This is a genomic window from Mesorhizobium sp. 1B3 (assembly GCF_050958605.1).
Taxonomy (GTDB): Bacteria; Pseudomonadota; Alphaproteobacteria; order Rhizobiales; family Rhizobiaceae.
Genome location: NZ_JBJHDO010000001.1, coordinates 964,801 through 982,058 on the forward strand (window position 1 = coordinate 964,801; position 17,258 = coordinate 982,058).

A 17,258-nucleotide genomic window follows, 5' to 3' on the forward strand; every position below is an offset into this window, starting at 1 on the left:
GGTATGAGTGATGATGGTGTCGCATCGGCTACGGCGGAGAGGGGGCTTGTCGGGAGCAGCCAGACCGTCGCCAGCTTCGAGGAGCACGCTCCGTCGCTTCTGCGTCGCATCCAGGGATTCCTGCATGCTTATCCGACAGCAATTCCCTTCATCGTGCTCGGTGTGGGCATCCTGATCTTTTCGGTGGCGGCGGGTGGTCGCTTCTTTGCCCCGTTCAACCTGTCGCTCGTTTTGCAGCAGGTCACCATCATCGGCGTTCTGGGCATTGCCCAGACCCTCGTCATCCTGACCGCCGGCATCGACCTGTCCGTCGGGGCGATCATGATCCTCTCCTCGATCGTCATGGGACGGCTTGCCGTCGTCGCCGGTGTTCCGGTCGAGATCGCTTTTCTGCTGGGGCTTGTCACCGGTTTCCTGTGCGGGTTGGTCAACGGTCTGCTGGTGGCCGTGGTCAGGCTGCCGCCTTTCATCGTCACGCTTGGAACCTGGAGCATTTACGGCGCGCTCGTCATCTTCGTCTCGCGCTCCGAAACGATCAGGTCCCAGGATATCGCTGCCGTTGCCCCATGGCTGCAATGGCTGGGCAGTAAGCTCCGGATCGGTGGCGGCGCGGTCCTGACCTACGGTTCCATCCTGATGATCCTGATCGCTGTTGGGGTCTGGTATCTCCTCAACCGAACCCCGTTCGGTCGGCATGTCTATGCCACGGGAGACGATCCCGAAGCTGCGCGGCTGGCGGGAATAAACACGAAACGCACCCTGATCGCCGTATATGCGCTGGCCGGCCTCATCTGTGCGGTCGCAGGCTGGGTCACGATCGGCCGCATTGGCGCGGTGAGTCCGCTGGCGGGCCAGAACGCCAACCTCGATGCGATAACAGCGGTGGTCATCGGCGGCACATCCTTGTTCGGGGGCAGAGGCTCGCTGGTCGGCACTCTGGTCGGCGCGCTGATCGTGGGCGTTTTCCGCAACGGGCTCGCCCTCGTCGGTGTCGACGTTCTCTGGCAGGAATTCACTGTCGGACTGTTGATCATCCTTGCCGTCACCATCGATCAATGGATCAGGAAGATATCGGCATGAGCAGCGTTCCCACTCTCGCCGCGAAAGGACTCAGCAAGCGCTACGGTCGGGTGGTGGCGCTCGACAATGCCGATTTCGAGCTGATGCCGAACGAGATCCTGGCTGTCATCGGCGACAACGGCGCAGGCAAGTCGACCCTGATCAAAGCGTTATGTGGAGCGGTAATGCCCGATTCCGGCACGATCGAACTCAACGGCCAGCCGGTGAATTTTCGTTCGCCGCTGGAGGCGCGCCTTGCCGGCATCGAGACGGTCTATCAGAACCTTGCACTTTCGCCTGCGCTGTCGATCGCGGACAACATGTTCCTGGGTCGGGAAATGCGCAAGCCCGGCCTGATGGGTTCGCTGTTCCGGCGCCTCGATCGCACCGCGATGCAGAAGATCGCTCGCCAGAAGCTGAACGAACTGGGTCTGATGACCATCCAGAACATCGGCCAGGCGGTCGAGACGCTGTCGGGCGGCCAGCGCCAGGGCGTCGCCGTCGCTCGGGCCGCTGCTTTCGGCTCCAAGGTGGTGATCATGGACGAGCCCACGGCGGCGCTGGGCGTCAAGGAATCGCGCCGCGTCCTCGAACTGATCCTGGACGTGAAGAAACGCGGTCTGCCCATCGTGCTCATCTCTCACAACATGCCGCATGTCTTCGAGGTGGCAGATCGTATCCATGTTCACCGCCTCGGCCGACGCCTCTGCGTCATCGACCCCAAGCGATACACAATGTCCGACGCGGTGGCTTTCATGACCGGCGCCAAGGAGCCGCCGCACGAGATGGAAGCTGCGTGAACGCTGCCACCGGCAGGCAGAGTTCAGAACGCGCGGGATCCGAATCCCCCAAAAGGTTGACACAAAGGGTTGCCAAGAACGCGCTATGGTCAACCTTTCCGGATGGCTGACCGCTTCACAGAGGTAGAGAGCGTATGATCAAAGAAGTCGCGACGACACCCTACGACGACCAGAAGCCGGGGACCTCCGGGCTCCGCAAGAAAGTGCCGGTGTTTCAACAGGAACACTATGCCGAGAACTTCATCCAGTCGGTCTTCGATTCGCTGGAGGGATTCGAGGGCAAAACGCTTGTCGTGGGAGGGGACGGACGCTTCTTCAACCGGGAAGTCATTCAGAAAGTCATTGCGCTCGCCGCTGGCAACGGCTTCGGACGGGTGATCGTCGGCCGAGGTGGCATCCTGTCGACACCCGCGGCTTCCAACATCATCCGCAAATACAAGGCGTTCGGCGGCCTCATCCTCTCGGCGAGCCACAATCCGGGCGGTCCGCACGAGGATTTCGGCATCAAATACAATATCGGGAATGGTGGTCCGGCACCGGAGAAGATCACCGATGCCATCTTCGCCCGCAGCAAGGTGATCGACCGGTTCAGAATAGCCGATCTCGGCGCGATCGACATCGATACGCTCGGCGAAACCCGCGCGGGTGACATGATCGTCCAGGTGATCGATCCGGTGACCGACTACGCCGCTCTCATGGAGACGCTGTTCGATTTCGATGCGATCCGGGCGCTTTTCCGGTCCGGCTTCCGCATGGCTTTCGACGCCATGCACGCCGTGACCGGGCCCTATGCCAAGGAAATCCTGGAAAACCGGCTCGGCGCGCCGGACGGCACGGCTCGCAATTTCGTGCCCTTGCCGGATTTCGGCGGACACCATCCCGATCCGAATCTGGTACACGCCAAGGATCTCTACGACGAGATGATGGGGCCGGACGCGCCTGACTTCGGCGCCGCTTCCGATGGCGACGGCGATCGCAACCTGATCATCGGCAGGGGCATCTTCGTCACTCCCTCGGATTCCCTAGCCATCCTTGCCGCCAACGCGCATCTCGCACCCGGCTACAAGCAAGGGCTCAAAGGGATCGCCAGATCGATGCCGACGAGTTGCGCGGCCGATCGTGTCGCCGAAAAGCTTGGCATAGGAATGTACGAAACGCCGACAGGCTGGAAGTTCTTCGGCAATCTTCTGGATGCGGGCCTTGCCACGATCTGCGGAGAAGAGAGCGCCGGAACGGGGTCCGACCATGTGCGGGAGAAAGACGGGCTCTGGGCGGTGCTGCTCTGGTTGAACGTGCTGGCTTCTCGCGGAAAGAGCGTCGAGGAGATCGTCGCCGGCCATTGGGCAGAGTTCGGCCGTAACTATTATTCCCGTCACGATTATGAGGAAATCGATTCCGAGGTTGCCAATCGGTTGATGGAAGGATTGCGCGCAAAGCTGCCGAATCTGGCAGGAACCGAGGTCTCCGGCAGGAAGATCGTGGCCGCCGACGACTTTGCCTACCATGACCCCGTCGACGAGTCGGTGAGCCGCAATCAAGGGATTCGTATCCTGTTCGGCGGCGGTTCACGCGTGGTGTTCAGGCTTTCAGGAACCGGCACGTCAGGCGCGACGCTGCGTGTCTATATCGAACGCTATGAGCCGGAGCGCGCGCAGCACCGTCTGGAGACACAGGAGGCTCTCGGCGATCTGATCGCTGCCGCCGATGCCATAGCAGGCATCCGCGCCCACACGGGCCGTTCCAAACCCAGCGTCATAACCTGATGCTTCCACCTGTTGCCCCAACGTGAGGGGTTGTCCTCCCGGACAATCATCCTACGTTGGGGGCATGCAAGACGGATCAACCGTATCGGATCGCCAGTTCTCGGCGATCGCCCCTCACCCTTTCGTTTCCTCGCTTCCCGACCGTCTCGACGGGCACTGCCTTTTCCTCGATCTCGACGGGACCTTGCTCGATCTCGCGGAGGCGCCGGATGCTGTCGTCGTGCCGCCCGGCCTGCAAGCGCATCTGAGCAAGCTGTCCATCTTGCTCGGTGGGGCTCTGGCGCTGGTCACCGGTCGTCCGTTGGCCTTCGTCGACCGCTTGTTTCCCGGAAACAGTTTTTCCCTGGCCGGCCTGCATGGCGCCGAGATCCGTAGCTCGCATGGCGGGCCAGCGTTGCTTGCCGCAACGGATCGGCGGCTCGAATCTGCGAAGGAGCGGCTAAGGCATGTCGCGGCAAAATGGGCGGGAGTCCTGGTGGAAGACAAGGGTCTCGCAGTAGCCGCGCATTACCGTCAAGCTCCCGAAATGGAGATCCCCGTTCATGCCTTGATGAGGGAGATCGCGTCGTCTGTGCCGGGCTGGACGTTGCAGTGTGGCAAGTTTGTCGTGGAGTTACGGCCTGCCGGCCGCGACAAGGGGGATGCCGTCCGGCTCTTCATGGAACGTTTGCCCTTTTCCAGCCGTTCTCCTCTCGCGATCGGTGACGACATAACCGACGAGAAAATGTTCGACACAGTCAATGCCATGGGCGGCGCCTCGTTGCGGGTCGGTCCGCCGTCGGCAACGACGGCTGCGCAGGGGCACATTGGAACGCCGGACGAATTGCGTCGCTGGATCGAGAAACTCGTTAGCTGAGGGGCAGGATGAGATTGCAATCGTCACTCGATCTAGGCGTGATCGGGAACGCCGCCGTTGCGGCGCTGATTGACCGCAGCGCGCGTCTGCTTTGGATGTGCGCGCCCCGAATGGATGGCGATCCGGTCTTTTGTCGGCTTCTGCGGGGAGACGGTGAAGACATGGTGCCCGGCGGGGAGTGGTCGATCACTATCGACGATTTCCTGTCGTCGGAGCAGACCTATCTCCGCAACACGGCGATCCTCGAGACGATCCTTTCCGACAGGCATGGCAATCGACTCCGCATCCGTGATTTCGCACCTCGTTTCAAACGCGCCGGCCGAATTTTCCGGCCTGTTTCCGTTGTGCGCATCGTTGAGCCGATCGCCGGTTCTCCGCGCATATCGGTGGCCATCGATCCACTCTACGACTACGGCGCGCAGATCCCCACGGTGACGCGCGGTTCCAGCCATGTCCGTTTCCTGCTCGGGGATCAGGTTTTGCGCCTGACAACGGATGCTCCAGTGGATTTCGTGCTACGACGAACATCTTTCGTGGTCGATCGGCCTTATGCCTTCGTTCTCGGCCCGGACGAGACTCTCGCCGAGGCGCCGGGTACGCTCGCCCAGCGCTCGCTCGAGGCCACACGCGACTACTGGATCGAATGGGTGCGCTACCTGTCGCTTCCGGTAGATTGGCAGGATGTCGTCATCCGTTCCGCCATCACGTTGAAGCTTTGCTCCAACGAGGAGACCGGAGGAATCATGGCGGCGCTGACCACGTCGATCCCGGAATATGGGGAGAGTGGCCGGACGTGGGATTATCGCTTCTGCTGGCTGCGCGACGCCTTCTTCACGGTAAAGGCGCTCAATGCGCTCGGCGCGACAAAAACGATGGAAGATTATCTGACCTATGTGACCAATATCGCCGCCGGATCTCCGGATGGGTATCTCCAGCCGCTCTTCGGCATCGGCCTCGAGCGCCATGTGGACGAACGCACGCTCGACTCGCTTGCGGGTTATCGCTGCTTCGGTCCCGTCAGGGCGGGCAATGCCGCATATACGCAAGTGCAGAACGACGGCTACGGCTCGGTGATCCTCGCCATCACGCAGAGCTTTTTCGACGAGCGTCTGCCCAACATGGGAGGGGAAGCGCTTCTGCACCGTCTGGAGCCTCTCGGCGAGCAGGCAGTCAAGCGCTGGGACCAGCCGGACGCCGGCCTCTGGGAATATCGGACACGCAGCGGGGTCCACACTCACTCCAGCCTCATGTGCTGGGCTGCGTGCGATCGCTTGGCCAAGATCGCGGGAAAACTCTCGATCGCCGAGCGCGCCGCCTATTGGCGCAGCCAAGCCGAAACGATCCGGGAAGGCATTCTCGAGCGAGCCTGGGACGAGAGGCTCGGCCATTTCACGTCCACTTTCGGCGGTGGCGATCTCGACGCCAGCCTGCTTCTCATTCCGGAGATCGGGCTGGTCCAGGCAAGCGATCCGCGCTTCCTCGCGACGTTGGAGGCGATCGAAAAGCAGCTCCGCTTCGGCAATCATCTTTATCGCTATCGCGCACCCGACGACTTCGGCGAGCCCGAAACGGCCTTCACCGCTTGTACATTCTGGCTGATCGATGCGCTGGCGCGCGTCGGGCGTGATGACGACGCCCGCGAAATCTTCGCCGACGTGCTCGCCCGCCGGAACCACCTTGGTCTCCTCTCGGAAGGTCTTCACATAGAAAGCGGCGAGCTTTGGGGGAATTTCCCGCAGAGCTATTCCATGGTCGGTCTGGTCAATGCGGCGATGCGGCTATCGCGACGCTGGGAGGAAGTACTTTGAGCCGTCTCGTCGTGATATCGAACCGCGTGGCAACCCCTACCACGGGAGCGGCACAGGCAGGCGGACTGGCCGTGGCCATACAGGCGGCGCTCTCGGAGCGCGGGGGCATCTGGATGGGATGGTCTGGCAAGTCGACCGGCGACCACGAGCCGGGCAAGCCGGTTTTCCACGAGGCCGGTCGCATCACTTATGCACTCACGGACCTCAGTCAGACCGATCTCGACGAATACTATGCGGGTTTTGCCAACAGCGTGCTTTGGCCGCTCTGCCATTACCGGATGGATCTGACGGACTATGCCCGCAAGGACATGGCCGGCTATTTCCGCGTCAACCGATTTTTCGCCCGCCAACTCCAGCCGTTGCTTCAGGATGACGATCTCATATGGGTCCAGGACTATCACCTGATCCCGATGGCGGCCGAGCTCCGCCAGATGGGCGTAAAAAACCGCCTCGGTTTCTTCCTGCACATTCCCTGGCCGCCGCCCGACGTGTTCTTCGCCCTGCCGGTCTACGATACCATCCTGCGCGGGCTGACTGCTTTCGATCTGCTTGGCTTCCAGACCCGCTTCGATGCCGAGAACTTCGCAAGTTGCCTGGAGCGGGAGGGTATCGGTCGGGCTTTGGGGGACGGCAGGTTCGAAGCCTATGGCCACAGCTTCCGCGTCGGCGTGTTCCCGATCGGTATCGATACGGCCCAATTTGCCAAACTTGCGGAAGAGGCCATCCATAAAGTGTCCTTCCGCAGGATAGAGAAGAGCTTCCGCGAGCGGGATTTGATCGTCGGCGTGGACCGGCTCGATTATTCGAAGGGGCTGACCCATAGGATCGAAGCCTTCGACAAGTTCATCGCCGCCAATCCCGCCTACCAAGGCCGAGCCACGCTGCTTCAGATCACCCCGAAGTCACGTTCGGAAGTCCAGCAATATTCGGCCATGCAGCGTCAGGTCGCCGAGCTTGCCGGTCAGGTGAACGGCCGGCACGGCACGCTCGACTGGGTGCCGATCCGCTACGTCAACCGCTCGGTCAACCAGGCGGTGCTTGCAGGCATCTACCGCATGGCGCAAGTCGGGCTGGTGACGCCGCTGCGCGACGGAATGAATCTCGTCGCCAAGGAATATGTAGCCGCGCAGGCCCCCGAAAATCCCGGCGTCCTCGTGCTGTCGCGCTTTGCGGGATCGGCACGCCAGCTCGACGGCGCGATCATCGTGAATCCTTACGACGTCGAAGCCGTCGCCAATGCCATTGCCAAGGCGCTCTCCATGCCGCTGGAAGCGCGCCGGGAACGTTGGGAAAGCATGATGCCCCATCTCCTGGAAAACGACATTTCGAAATGGTGCCGCGACTTCCTGGATGCGCTACGGCAAGAGGGGGTGGCAGTCAGCTGAATGGTCGGCTTGTCCTGAAGCGTGTCGCGGGCAATCGGATTCGGGTGACACGCTTTAGGTCTTTATTTTTGCCGCATTCTCGCGACGCCGACTGAATCCGGTCGGCTGCGAAATACTCTAGTTCCGCTCAATGGCACGGCCGCGCGGCGCAGGCAGCGGCAAGGGAGACGGCTGGCGCGGCTTCGACGTCGCATCGGCCCAGACGACAGCGAATGCAAAGAATCCGAACGTCGCCAGAATGGCGACAATGATCCACAAAGTATCGGTCGGCATCGGTCTGCTCCATTGGTGATGGAGCGATCATGTCCTATGCCGGCGCGATCGCCTTTGATGCAGGTCAATAGTTTGCGGGTAGCCTTGGGCGGAATTCTCGTTCAGCCGGCTTCGCTCGGAACATCAGGATCGACAAGTTGGCGACGGGGCCTTCGCGGCCGCGGAAGCAGGGCTTGGGGCTCCGCCCGCTCGTGTGCTTGCAGCAAGCGCCAGGTAGCGTATCCGAGGGCAAGCATAAGCAATAGGCGGAACATCGGGCTTCTCCATGCTGGTTCAGCCCAACACTGGGGAACGGCGATGGTTCCGGGCACAGACGCTACAGCATGTTGCGGCTAACCCGCTGACGAGGCTCAACGGGCGTAAAAAGGATGCCGCACACCGGCAGAATGGCGTGCGGCAACCCGCGGTCAAGCCTCGCCTTGCATGCGATCCTTGAAAAAGTCGAGGTGCTTCTCCTGGGCCTTGAGCATGCGCTCACGATATTTGCCGTAGATCACGTCGGTATCGTGCAGCGTCACCCCGGCTATCGTCGGCGAGGCGAAGGTCGGCAGTTCGACGCCGCGTTCGCCGAGTTTGGTGGCGGTGCGGGCGACCAGCTCATGCATCAGCATCATGGCAAGCACGGTCGAGGAGCCAGCGACCGGTCGCGACCAGCCAGCGACCGGCACGATCGCATCCTCGATCGGTGAGCGTGTGTCTATGACGACGTCGGCGGCATCTGCCAAGCGCTTGCCGGATGAGTGCGTCGCCGGCTTGTCGAGGTTGTGGGTGCTGGTGATCGCCACGACGAAAAGGCCGCGCTTCTTGGCATAGAGGGCCGCATCGATGCCCGAGGCGTTGCGGCCGCTGTGACCGAAGATGACGATGCTGTCGCCGGGGTTGAGCGGCTGGTGGTCGAGGAACTTCTCGGCGTATTTCTCCGTGCGCTCCAGCCAAAGCAGCTCCCGCACGCCGCCGGCGCCGAGCACATTGTGCCACATGACACGCGGATCGGTCAGAGGGTTGAAACCGACATAACTGCCATAGCGGGGAAACGTCTCCTGGCAAGGCAGCACCGAATGCCCTGACCCGTAGAGATGGACGAGCCCTTCATTCTGCAGCGTATCGGCAAGCTTGCCGGCCGTGGCCTCCAGCGCCGCTTCGTTCTTTTCCGCCGCTTCCTCGGCGAGCTTGAGGAGCCGAGTGATATAGAGGGAGGACATGCTGTTTCTCACTTTCCTGGTTGCAATCAGAGATGAAGCTTGGAGCGGATTTCGTAGCGGTCGCCCCGCATCGTCGAAACGGTGTACTCGAAGGGACCTATCGCGTCCGAGGTGATGCGCTCGACCATGAAGACCGGACTTCCCGCGGCGATCTCGAGGAGGTCGGCTTCCGCCGTCCCGATGGCGCCGACCCGGAAGACCTCACGCGCTTCCCTCGGCGTAATGCCAAAGCGGTCGCGCAGCGTGTCGTAAAGCGAGGCGGCAGGCTCAGCGAGCTCGACGAAGCCTGGAACCCGGGCGAGCGGCATGTAAACGGTCTGGATGCCGATCGGTGCCTTGTTGCCAAGCCGGACCCGGCGGAGCCTGACCGTCGGCGTTCCGATCGGAATTTCGAGCGCGTCGGCAACCTCGGGAATGGCGGAAACCTCGCCCAATTCCAGCACCCGTGAGCCGACGACAAGACCCAGATTTGCCATTTCCTGGGTGAAGCTCGTCAATCCTCGCACCCCGGCGATCATTGTGGAGCTTCTGACGAAAGTTCCCCGTCCATGCTCTCGCCGGAGCAGTCCGGATTCCTCGAGATTGCGTAGCGCATGCCGGGTCGTGATACGGCTGACGCCCAGCATCCTGCTGAGAAGCTCTTCATTCGGGATCTGGGTGCCATCCGTCCAGGTGCCGTCGGCGATGAGCGACCGGAGCGCCTGCTCCGCCTGGTGCCACAGCGGCTCCGGGCGTTTGCGGTCCGGTTTCGGGAAAACGCCGATTTCCGTCATCGAACCTTCTCCCAGTCCTTCCCTTTGAACGCGGCAATGCTCGCGCCGGCAAGGCTCGCTCCGGTGCCGAAGGCAGCCGGAGCGAGCGTGATGCCTCGCAGATGCGGCGGCAATTGACGGCGAAGCGCCGAAAGCACGGCAGCTTCCAGCACGTCGAACGCCTCGGCTACCCCGCCGCTGATGAGAACACGCTGCGGATCGAGCAGGGCGACGGCGCCGGCAAGCGCGGTTCCCAGTGCGGCTGCTGCCTGGTCGAGTAACTGGCGGGACTTGCGGTCGCCCATTCGCGCCTCCGCGATGAGGGCCGCTCCGCTCTCGAGGCCGGCCTTAATCGCCAGCCTGTCGAGAGCTCTGCCCGATGCGTTCCGCTCCAGCCACCCGTCCCGGTCATCGCCAATGTCGGCGGGATCGCCAGAAGCCCAACCGAAGGACACCGCCCCGCCATGGGCGCCCGGGACGATGCGCGAAGACGAGAGAACCGCCGAGCCGATGCCCGTGCCGATCGCGAGCAGGATGACATCGCTCAGCCCCTTGGCAGCGCCCGCGCTCGCCTCGGCAAGGAGCGCGAATTGTGCGTCATTGCCGAGTGCGATGGAACTGCCTGGAAACACCGTGGCGAGATCCAGCCCGTCGAGATAGGGGAGATTGGGTATCCATACGCATGTCGTGCCGATCGCAAGTCCCGGAACCGCGATGCCGATCCGGGATATTGCATGGGCGTCCATCAGTTTTTTGATGAACTCTTCGAAGTGGGCCCGATCGGCCGGCGCCGGCCAATGTCCGATCTTCTCGATATTGTGCGGCGCCGCGAGATCGGAAAGTCCGGCACGCAGATTTGTACCGCCGAGATCTATTGCCAGCGCTCGGCTCATCCCTTCACCCCCGAGCCGACGATGCTGTCGACGAAGAAACGCTGCAGGAACACGAACATGACGAGTGGCGGCAACACGGCGAGAGTGGCGCCGGCCATCACCAGGTTGGTGTTGAGCGCCCCGCGATTGTAGCTCAGCAGGCGGCTCAGGCTGATGACGATCGGATAGTCGTCGCTGGCGCCCTGCAGGATTGTCAGCGGCCACAAGTAAGTATTCCAATGGTAGACGAAGGCGAACAAGATCAACGCCGCGATTGCCGGTATGATTGCCGGTGCCACGATCCAGAAGACGATGCGCAGCTCCGAAGCGCCGTCGATCCGCGCCGCGTCGATCAGGTCGTCCGGCACGCCGGCGATGAACTGGCGCATCAGAAAGATGCCGAAGGCATTGGCGAGGTTCGGAACTATGACGCCGATCAGGCTGCCGTTCATGCCCATGGAGGTGACAATCCGGTAGAGCGGAATAAGCGTCACGATCGGCGGGAGGAACATGGTGGCGATCATGACCGCGAAGAGAAGATTGCGGCCGGCAAACCGGTATTTGGCGAAGGCATAACCGGCCATCAGGCTGGTCACGACGATGCCGAGCGTTGTCGTGGTCGCGATGATGGCGGAGTTCATGAAGGATCGGCCGGCGCTGATGACGCCGGCTACGTCGCGATAGGCGTCGAAGCTTGGCGTGCGCGGAAGCCACACCGGAGGCGTTTGCATGGTCTCGGCCGGTGTCTTGAAGCTGGACAGCACCATCCACAGCAGCGGAAAAGCCGCGACCACCGCCACCAAGATGATCAGCAGGAACAGCAATCCGTCCGCCCGCCGTTTCCGTCCGGCATAGGGCCTCATTCCTCGTCTCCCTTGGCCCGGCGGGCGAACGCGAACAGCGCCACGATGATGACGATCAAGGCCAGCATCAGCGTCACGGCCATCGCCGAACCTAGCCCGCCCTGCGCCCGCTCGATGCCGACGCGGCGGATGTGAAAGGTGAGCACATTGGTCGATCCGGCCGGACCGCCTTGGGTGATCAAGGCGACCGGTTCGAAGACCTGGACGGCGTTGATGATGGCGATGACCGCGCTGAACAGCAGCGTGCGCCTGAGCAGCGGCAGCGTGATCCTGAAGAATTCCTGCAGCGGATTGGCGCCGTCGATCTTGGCCGCCTCGTAGATCGATGGCGATATCTGTGTGAGCCCCGCCACCACGAGCACCGTGAAATAGCCGACCTGCTGCCAGACATTGAGCAGGACGACAGAGACCAGAGCGGTATCGGGGGAGGAGAGCCAAGGCTGCGGAGGCAGGCTCAGCCAGCCGAGGATCTGGTTGATCGGACCCTCGGTCGGCGAGTAGAGCTTCGACCAGACCAACGCCACCGCGATCATCGGAACCATATAGGTCGAGAAAAGGATCGCCCGCAGGGTTTCGCCGCCGGCGACGCGCTTCTGATAGACGAGCAGACCAAGCACGACCGAAAGCGGCAGGATCATCGCCACGGAAAGCGCGGTATAGATCGCCGTGTTCAGAAGCGCCTGCTTGAAGTCGCGACCGACCGAGATCGGTCCGAATATGTCTTGATAATTCCTGAGGCCGACGAAGCGGGCCGTCTCGAATCCCGTTTGGGCCGACCAGGTGTGGAACGACAGCCAAACCGTGAGCGCCATCGGAACGAGAATGAACACGCCGATCAGTCCGACCGCCGGCGTGAGCATCACCCAAACGGATTTCTTGTCTACCTTGGCCATGAAGTCGTCCAGCGCCAGCGGATGCGGCAGAGGCCGCCTCCGCTGCTCGCATCAGGTCTTGTTATTGCGCGGCGCGCTCGAGGATCGAAGCGGCGTCGGCCTGGGCGTTGGCCTGGGCCTCGGCGGCAGTGACCTTGCCGTATTCCAGCGACTCGATCACCTGCTGCAGCGCCTCGGAAAACTCCTGTCCGCCGAGCACCACCGGGAACGCCTGAGCGTTGCCGAGCGTATCGACGTAACCTTTCAGGAATTCACCACCGAGCTTTGCCTGGTGCACCTCGACGTCGGACGTCCGCGACGGCAGGATGCCCATCGACATCAGTATGTCCGACATGGCCGACGCGCCATTCTGGCCGGAATCCTTGCCGTTCAGCCAGGCGAGGAAATCCCAGGCCGCCTTCTGCTCTTCCTCACTTGCGCCGGCGTTGACGACGGTCATCCAGGAGTAGGAGATCGAACGTGCGGTGTCGCCGCTCGGTCCGATCGGGATCGGCGCTGTGGCGATATCCTTGAACTTGTCGCCCATGCCGGCCTTGAGAGCACTTTCCCACCAGTTGGCCATGATGATCATGCCGGTCTTGCCCGACACGAAATTGTCGAGGAATGGCCCAGTCGTGTTGGCGTCGGCGGTTCCCATGGCCGGGTCGGTGTAGCCTTGCTTCACCATCTCCTCATAGAGCGCGAAGGTTTCGCCGGCTGCCTTGCTGTCGAGGGCGGGTTTGCCCTCGGCGACGAGTTGGCCGCCATTGGAGACCAATAGCGACGCGAAGGGGTGCACCACGCCCGCGGCCCACGAATTGATCAGTCCGAAGCCTTGCTGTGTGACCTTGTCTCCGTCCTTCTTCGTGAGCTTGGCCGCGGCATTCTTGAGTTCGTCCCATGTCTTGGGCGGCGACGAAATGCCGGCCTCCGCGAAAAGGGCTTTGTTGTAGTTCAGCGCATAGACGTTGATCTCGTTGGGGATGCCATAGACCTTGCCGTCGACCGTCGCCGCGGAAGCGACGCCGCTTGGCCAGCCGGACTTTACTTCCGAGGAGACCGCGTCGGGCGCGGGAGCGACAAGCTTGTCGCGGACGAGCTCCGGAAGCCACAGGTCGTAGATGCTGGCAATCGTCGGTCCACCTGCGCCGCCCTGCGAGCGAATCGTCGTGAGCAGATCGCCGAAAGGCACTGCCTGGATGGTGATGGTGACGTCAGGCTGGCTCGACGAATAGTTGCGTGCCGCTTCCTCGAGCTTGGCCACGGTTTCCGGCGCCCAATGCGTCAAATATGACAGGCTGACCGCATCGGCGAGCGCCGTGCCAGGCAGCATGACCATAGCCGCGAGCGCGTATTTCAGGTTCCATATTCGCATGATTGTCCTCCCAAGAGCAGCCACCTCCATAGGCGCCCATGGGAATGGTTATAACAACATAACGTCTGTGGCAATGGTCGAGCACAACTCCAGTTGTCGAGACGAGCTATTCGGATGTGCTCTAAGGAATTTCGATCGTCAAAAGCATCGCCGAACACGAAGGCAAGGTCCGAAGCCTTGACCTCAAGCGCGCATCAACAAAACATGAGTTATGACTGGACGGAGGGGAGCGATGGATATTCGATCGACGCTGACAGAGCTATGCGCGGCCTTCAACGCGCACGATCTGGATCGTATCATGGCGCTCTTCGCCGAAGACTGTGTCTTGGAGATGCCGAGAGGGAGCAAGCCATGGGGCTCACGTTTCGAGGGCCGACGGAATGTCCGAGCAGCGCTGTCAACACGGTTTGAAGGCCTTCCCGACGTCCACTACGGTAACGACGAGCACTTCGTGGATTTGGCTTCCGAAACGGGAATCTCAAAGTGGACCCTCACAGGCACTAATCGCGACGGCACTAGGGTGGAGGTCCGAGGTTGCGATTTCTACACGTTTCGCGACGGAAAGGTGATCCGGAAGGACTCGTACTGGAAAATTCTGGAATGAGATGAGAAACCTACGTCGCGGCGAGCGCCGCCACTAGGTTCAGCCTCCTGTGTCAGAGGCTGCGCGACAATTGGATGACAAGCCAGCCCAGGTATTCCGGGTTCAGGCGGAAGGGTGTAGGTCGGGAAGCTATCTATTTGATTTCTCTGGTCGGAGTGGCAGGATTTGAACCTGCGACCCCATCGTCCCGAACGATGTGCGCTACCAGACTGCGCTACACTCCGTGACCAGACGGGCGCGCTTATAACTGCCGTCGATCATTCCTGCAAGCGCCAACGCTATCTTTTGTTCGTGGACATTTTTCACTTCCGCTTATCCCCTTACTCGCCACGGAATGACAACGTTGATCGTGGATTCCCGCTCTTTGCGCCATACTGTCACCGCAAAGCCCTTGTGTCAGATGCGGTCCCCAAGATATGGCGTGCCTCGTAGTTGAGATCTGGCGTGCCCGCTTATTCAATAAAGTTAAGTAGGCTTGCCTCGCATATGAAGACTAAGGAGGGACTGGCAGGGGACATGACGGAACGGATCGCTAGTTTCGTAATGAGCGGCGGGGTTGGCTCTCGCCTTTGGCCCCTTTCACGCGAGGACAATCCAAAGCAGTTCCACGATTTTTCGGGCAATGGCTCGATGCTGATGAAGACGCTGCGGAGGCTGAAGGCTCGCACCGACGGTGAAGCACCGATCTTCGTTATCGCATCCGAGCGTCATGCCGAGCGCGTGAACGGCGATCTTGCGGCCGTCGATCTCGCGACAGGCGGAGCGATCTTCGAGCCGATTGGGCGGAACACCGCCGCCGCCGTGGCAATTGCGACGCTCCACGCGCTGGGGAGTTTCGGTGACTCGCTGGTGCTGGTCGTGCCGTCCGACCATGAGATCACGACCGACGACCAGTTCTGGCGGACGATCGAACAGGGCGTTCCGGCAGCGAAGGCCGGTCGCCTGGTCGTTTTCGGGATCAAGCCGACCCAGCCCGAAACAGGATACGGCTATATCGAGGCTTCCGTACGGCCGGAGAACGACGTCGCCGATGTCCTGCGTTTCGTCGAGAAGCCGGACTTTGAGCGTGCGCAGGCCTATCTCGAGGCCGGGAATTTCTTTTGGAACGCGGGTATCTTCCTGTTCCGTGCAAGCGCAATGCGCGCGGCCTTCGAGGAATTCCAGCCGGATATCTGGCAAAGCTCGGAGGCGGCGTACCGCGCGGCGGCGAAGGATCTCTCCGGCACATATTTGCCGCTCGACGCCTATGAGCGGATTCCGTCGACATCGATCGACTACGCGATTGCGGAGCGTCTCTCCGACATCGCCATGGTGCCGGCCTGCTTCCGCTGGAACGATCTGGGATCCTGGCAGTCGCTCCTGGATGTGAGCCCGTCGGACAAGGACGGCAATGTCGTCATGGGCGACGTCATCGCCATCGACTGCGAGAATTCGTATTTTCGCAGCGACGGCAGACTGCTCTCGGTCATCGGTCTCCAGGACGTGGCCGTGGTTTCGACAGCCGACGCGACTTTCGTCGCGCCGGTCAGCCACAGCCAGAACGTCAAGAAGATCGTGGAGCAGCTGGAACGGAGCGGCCGGCTGGAAACGAAGTTCACTCCGGCGCCTGACCGCGTCCTGGAAGGAGGGGCCTGGCGTAAGCGAGTCGGACATTGGCTGTTCGACGAGACCTTGCCTCTGTGGTCTTCAGCCGGCGTCGATGAACAATATGGCGGCTTTCATGAAGCACTCGGCTTTGACGCCACGCCCCTGCACAAGCCGAAGCGTATGCGCACCATGGCGCGCCAGATCTACGCTTTCGCCGTCGCCAAGGAGAGGGGATGGACAGGGCCGGCGGATCGCCTGATCGCGCATGGCATCGACTTCATTGCGTCGAAGGGAAGAACCGACCAGGGCGGTTGGGTGCGGACGCTCAACATCGATGGCTCGGTCGCCGACCCTGTCGAGGACGCATACGACCATGCCTGCGTGTTGCTTGCGCTGGCTCACGCACACCGTGCCGGGCATCCCGACGCGTTGCGTCTGGGACAGGAAACCTTCTGCTTCCTCGACGACCATATGGAGGACGTCCGGCTGGCGGGCTTCCGGGAAACGCGCGAAGGCGAGAGCCTGAGGCGTACCAACCCGCATATGCATCTGCTCGAGGCGTTCCTGGCCTGGCACGAGGTGACTGGTGAGCGGGCCCACCTGCGCCGTGCAGCGCGCATCGTGGACCTCTTCAGATCGTATTTTTTCGACTCGGAAAGCTGGACGCTGGGCGAGTATTTCGATGACTCCTGGCGGCCGGCCGCCGGCGAAAAGGGTGATTGGACCGAGCCAGGCCACCATTTCGAATGGGCGTCGTTGCTCGTCGATTTCGCAGACGCGAGTGGTCAGACCGACATCGTCCGGTTCGCACGCAAGCTTTACGCTTCAGCCATCGCCAACGGTCTCAACCGCGCTACCGGGCTTGCCTATATGGCGGTCTCGCGCCAGGGCATCCCTCTTGACCGTGTGTCGCGAAGCTGGCCGCAGAGCGAAGCGATCAAGGCGGCAATTGCGCTGGACGGAACCGGCGGTCCGGACCTCAAGCCGGAAATAGAGGCGCGAGTCGCTCGGCTCTTCCGCTGGCATATCGATCCGGCCCCCCTTGGTCTCTGGATCGACCGTATCGACGAGAAAGGACGCTCCGTGGCGGCCGAGGTTCCGGCGAGCATCTTTTATCATCTCGTCTGCGCCTTGACCCAGTATCTCGACGCGACGGCAAAAGAAGCTCGCTAGATCATTGTCCAATC

Annotated in this window: 15 protein-coding genes and 1 tRNA gene; 8 read left to right on the forward strand and 8 right to left on the reverse strand. The window is 61.8% G+C overall.

Features of this window, described 5'->3' with window-relative positions; genetic code table 11:
- Nucleotides 1–3 precede the first annotated feature (3 nt).
- The 6 genes from ACCO56_RS04555 to otsA all read left to right on the forward strand — a co-directional run bounded on the left by ACCO56_RS04555 (nt 4) and on the right by otsA (nt 7,671).
- Nucleotides 4–1,080, forward strand: coding sequence for an ABC transporter permease (locus ACCO56_RS04555; protein ID WP_433638032.1), 1,077 nt, complete (start codon nt 4–6; stop codon nt 1,078–1,080).
- Nucleotides 1,077–1,859, forward strand: coding sequence for an ATP-binding cassette domain-containing protein (locus tag ACCO56_RS04560; RefSeq protein WP_433638035.1), 783 nt, complete (start codon nt 1,077–1,079; stop codon nt 1,857–1,859). Before ACCO56_RS04555 ends, ACCO56_RS04560 begins: the two co-directional genes overlap by 4 nt.
- A gap of 134 nt (nt 1,860–1,993) precedes the next feature.
- A complete protein-coding gene (locus ACCO56_RS04565) occupies nt 1,994–3,622 on the forward strand; it encodes an alpha-D-glucose phosphate-specific phosphoglucomutase (RefSeq protein WP_433638038.1) in 1,629 nt (542 codons plus the stop codon).
- 64 nt (nt 3,623–3,686) lie between these two features.
- Nucleotides 3,687–4,478 carry a trehalose-phosphatase gene (gene otsB / locus ACCO56_RS04570; RefSeq protein WP_433638039.1) on the forward strand — a complete coding sequence of 264 codons (792 nt, stop codon included), beginning with the start codon at nt 3,687–3,689 and terminating at the stop codon, nt 4,476–4,478.
- An 8-nt stretch (nt 4,479–4,486) separates the two neighbouring features.
- Entirely contained in the window at nt 4,487–6,286 is a 1,800-nt protein-coding gene (locus ACCO56_RS04575; RefSeq protein WP_433638041.1) for a glycoside hydrolase family 15 protein, read from the forward strand.
- Nucleotides 6,283–7,671: an alpha,alpha-trehalose-phosphate synthase (UDP-forming) gene (gene otsA, locus ACCO56_RS04580; protein ID WP_433638044.1), complete on the forward strand. Its 1,389-nt coding sequence runs from the start codon at nt 6,283–6,285 to the stop codon at nt 7,669–7,671. The genes ACCO56_RS04575 and otsA overlap by 4 nt, the downstream gene beginning before the upstream one ends.
- A gap of 117 nt (nt 7,672–7,788) precedes the next feature.
- On the opposite strand, the gene ACCO56_RS04585 is transcribed toward otsA, so the two are convergent.
- From ACCO56_RS04585 to ACCO56_RS04615, 7 genes are all read right to left on the reverse strand, one after another.
- Nucleotides 7,789–7,944: a hypothetical protein gene (locus ACCO56_RS04585; protein WP_433638046.1), complete on the reverse strand. Its 156-nt coding sequence runs from the start codon at nt 7,942–7,944 to the stop codon at nt 7,789–7,791.
- Between the two features lie 407 nt (nt 7,945–8,351).
- Entirely contained in the window at nt 8,352–9,146 is a 795-nt protein-coding gene (locus tag ACCO56_RS04590) for a sugar isomerase domain-containing protein (protein ID WP_433638048.1), read from the reverse strand.
- A gap of 26 nt (nt 9,147–9,172) precedes the next feature.
- Nucleotides 9,173–9,919 (reverse strand): GntR family transcriptional regulator, encoded by a 747-nt coding sequence (locus ACCO56_RS04595; RefSeq protein WP_433638051.1) that lies wholly within the window; start codon nt 9,917–9,919, stop codon nt 9,173–9,175.
- Nucleotides 9,916–10,791 (reverse strand): ROK family protein, encoded by an 876-nt coding sequence (locus ACCO56_RS04600; protein ID WP_433638053.1) that lies wholly within the window; start codon nt 10,789–10,791, stop codon nt 9,916–9,918. The genes ACCO56_RS04595 and ACCO56_RS04600 overlap by 4 nt, the downstream gene beginning before the upstream one ends.
- A complete protein-coding gene (locus tag ACCO56_RS04605) occupies nt 10,788–11,633 on the reverse strand; it encodes a carbohydrate ABC transporter permease (protein WP_433638056.1) in 846 nt (281 codons plus the stop codon). The genes ACCO56_RS04600 and ACCO56_RS04605 overlap by 4 nt, the downstream gene beginning before the upstream one ends.
- A complete protein-coding gene (locus ACCO56_RS04610; protein ID WP_433638059.1) occupies nt 11,630–12,526 on the reverse strand; it encodes a carbohydrate ABC transporter permease in 897 nt (298 codons plus the stop codon). The genes ACCO56_RS04605 and ACCO56_RS04610 overlap by 4 nt, the downstream gene beginning before the upstream one ends.
- Before the next feature lie 61 nt (nt 12,527–12,587).
- Nucleotides 12,588–13,880: an ABC transporter substrate-binding protein gene (locus tag ACCO56_RS04615; protein WP_433638061.1), complete on the reverse strand. Its 1,293-nt coding sequence runs from the start codon at nt 13,878–13,880 to the stop codon at nt 12,588–12,590.
- Between the two features lie 232 nt (nt 13,881–14,112).
- On the opposite strand from ACCO56_RS04615, the gene ACCO56_RS04620 reads away from it, so the two are divergent.
- Nucleotides 14,113–14,484: a nuclear transport factor 2 family protein gene (locus ACCO56_RS04620; RefSeq protein WP_433638064.1), complete on the forward strand. Its 372-nt coding sequence runs from the start codon at nt 14,113–14,115 to the stop codon at nt 14,482–14,484.
- A gap of 147 nt (nt 14,485–14,631) precedes the next feature.
- On the opposite strand, the gene ACCO56_RS04625 is transcribed toward ACCO56_RS04620, so the two are convergent.
- Nucleotides 14,632–14,708: transfer RNA gene (locus ACCO56_RS04625), tRNA-Pro, on the reverse strand.
- A 292-nt stretch (nt 14,709–15,000) separates the two neighbouring features.
- Here ACCO56_RS04625 and ACCO56_RS04630 point away from each other — a divergent pair.
- Entirely contained in the window at nt 15,001–17,244 is a 2,244-nt protein-coding gene (locus tag ACCO56_RS04630) for a mannose-1-phosphate guanylyltransferase/mannose-6-phosphate isomerase (protein WP_433638067.1), read from the forward strand.
- Nucleotides 17,245–17,258 lie beyond the last annotated feature (14 nt).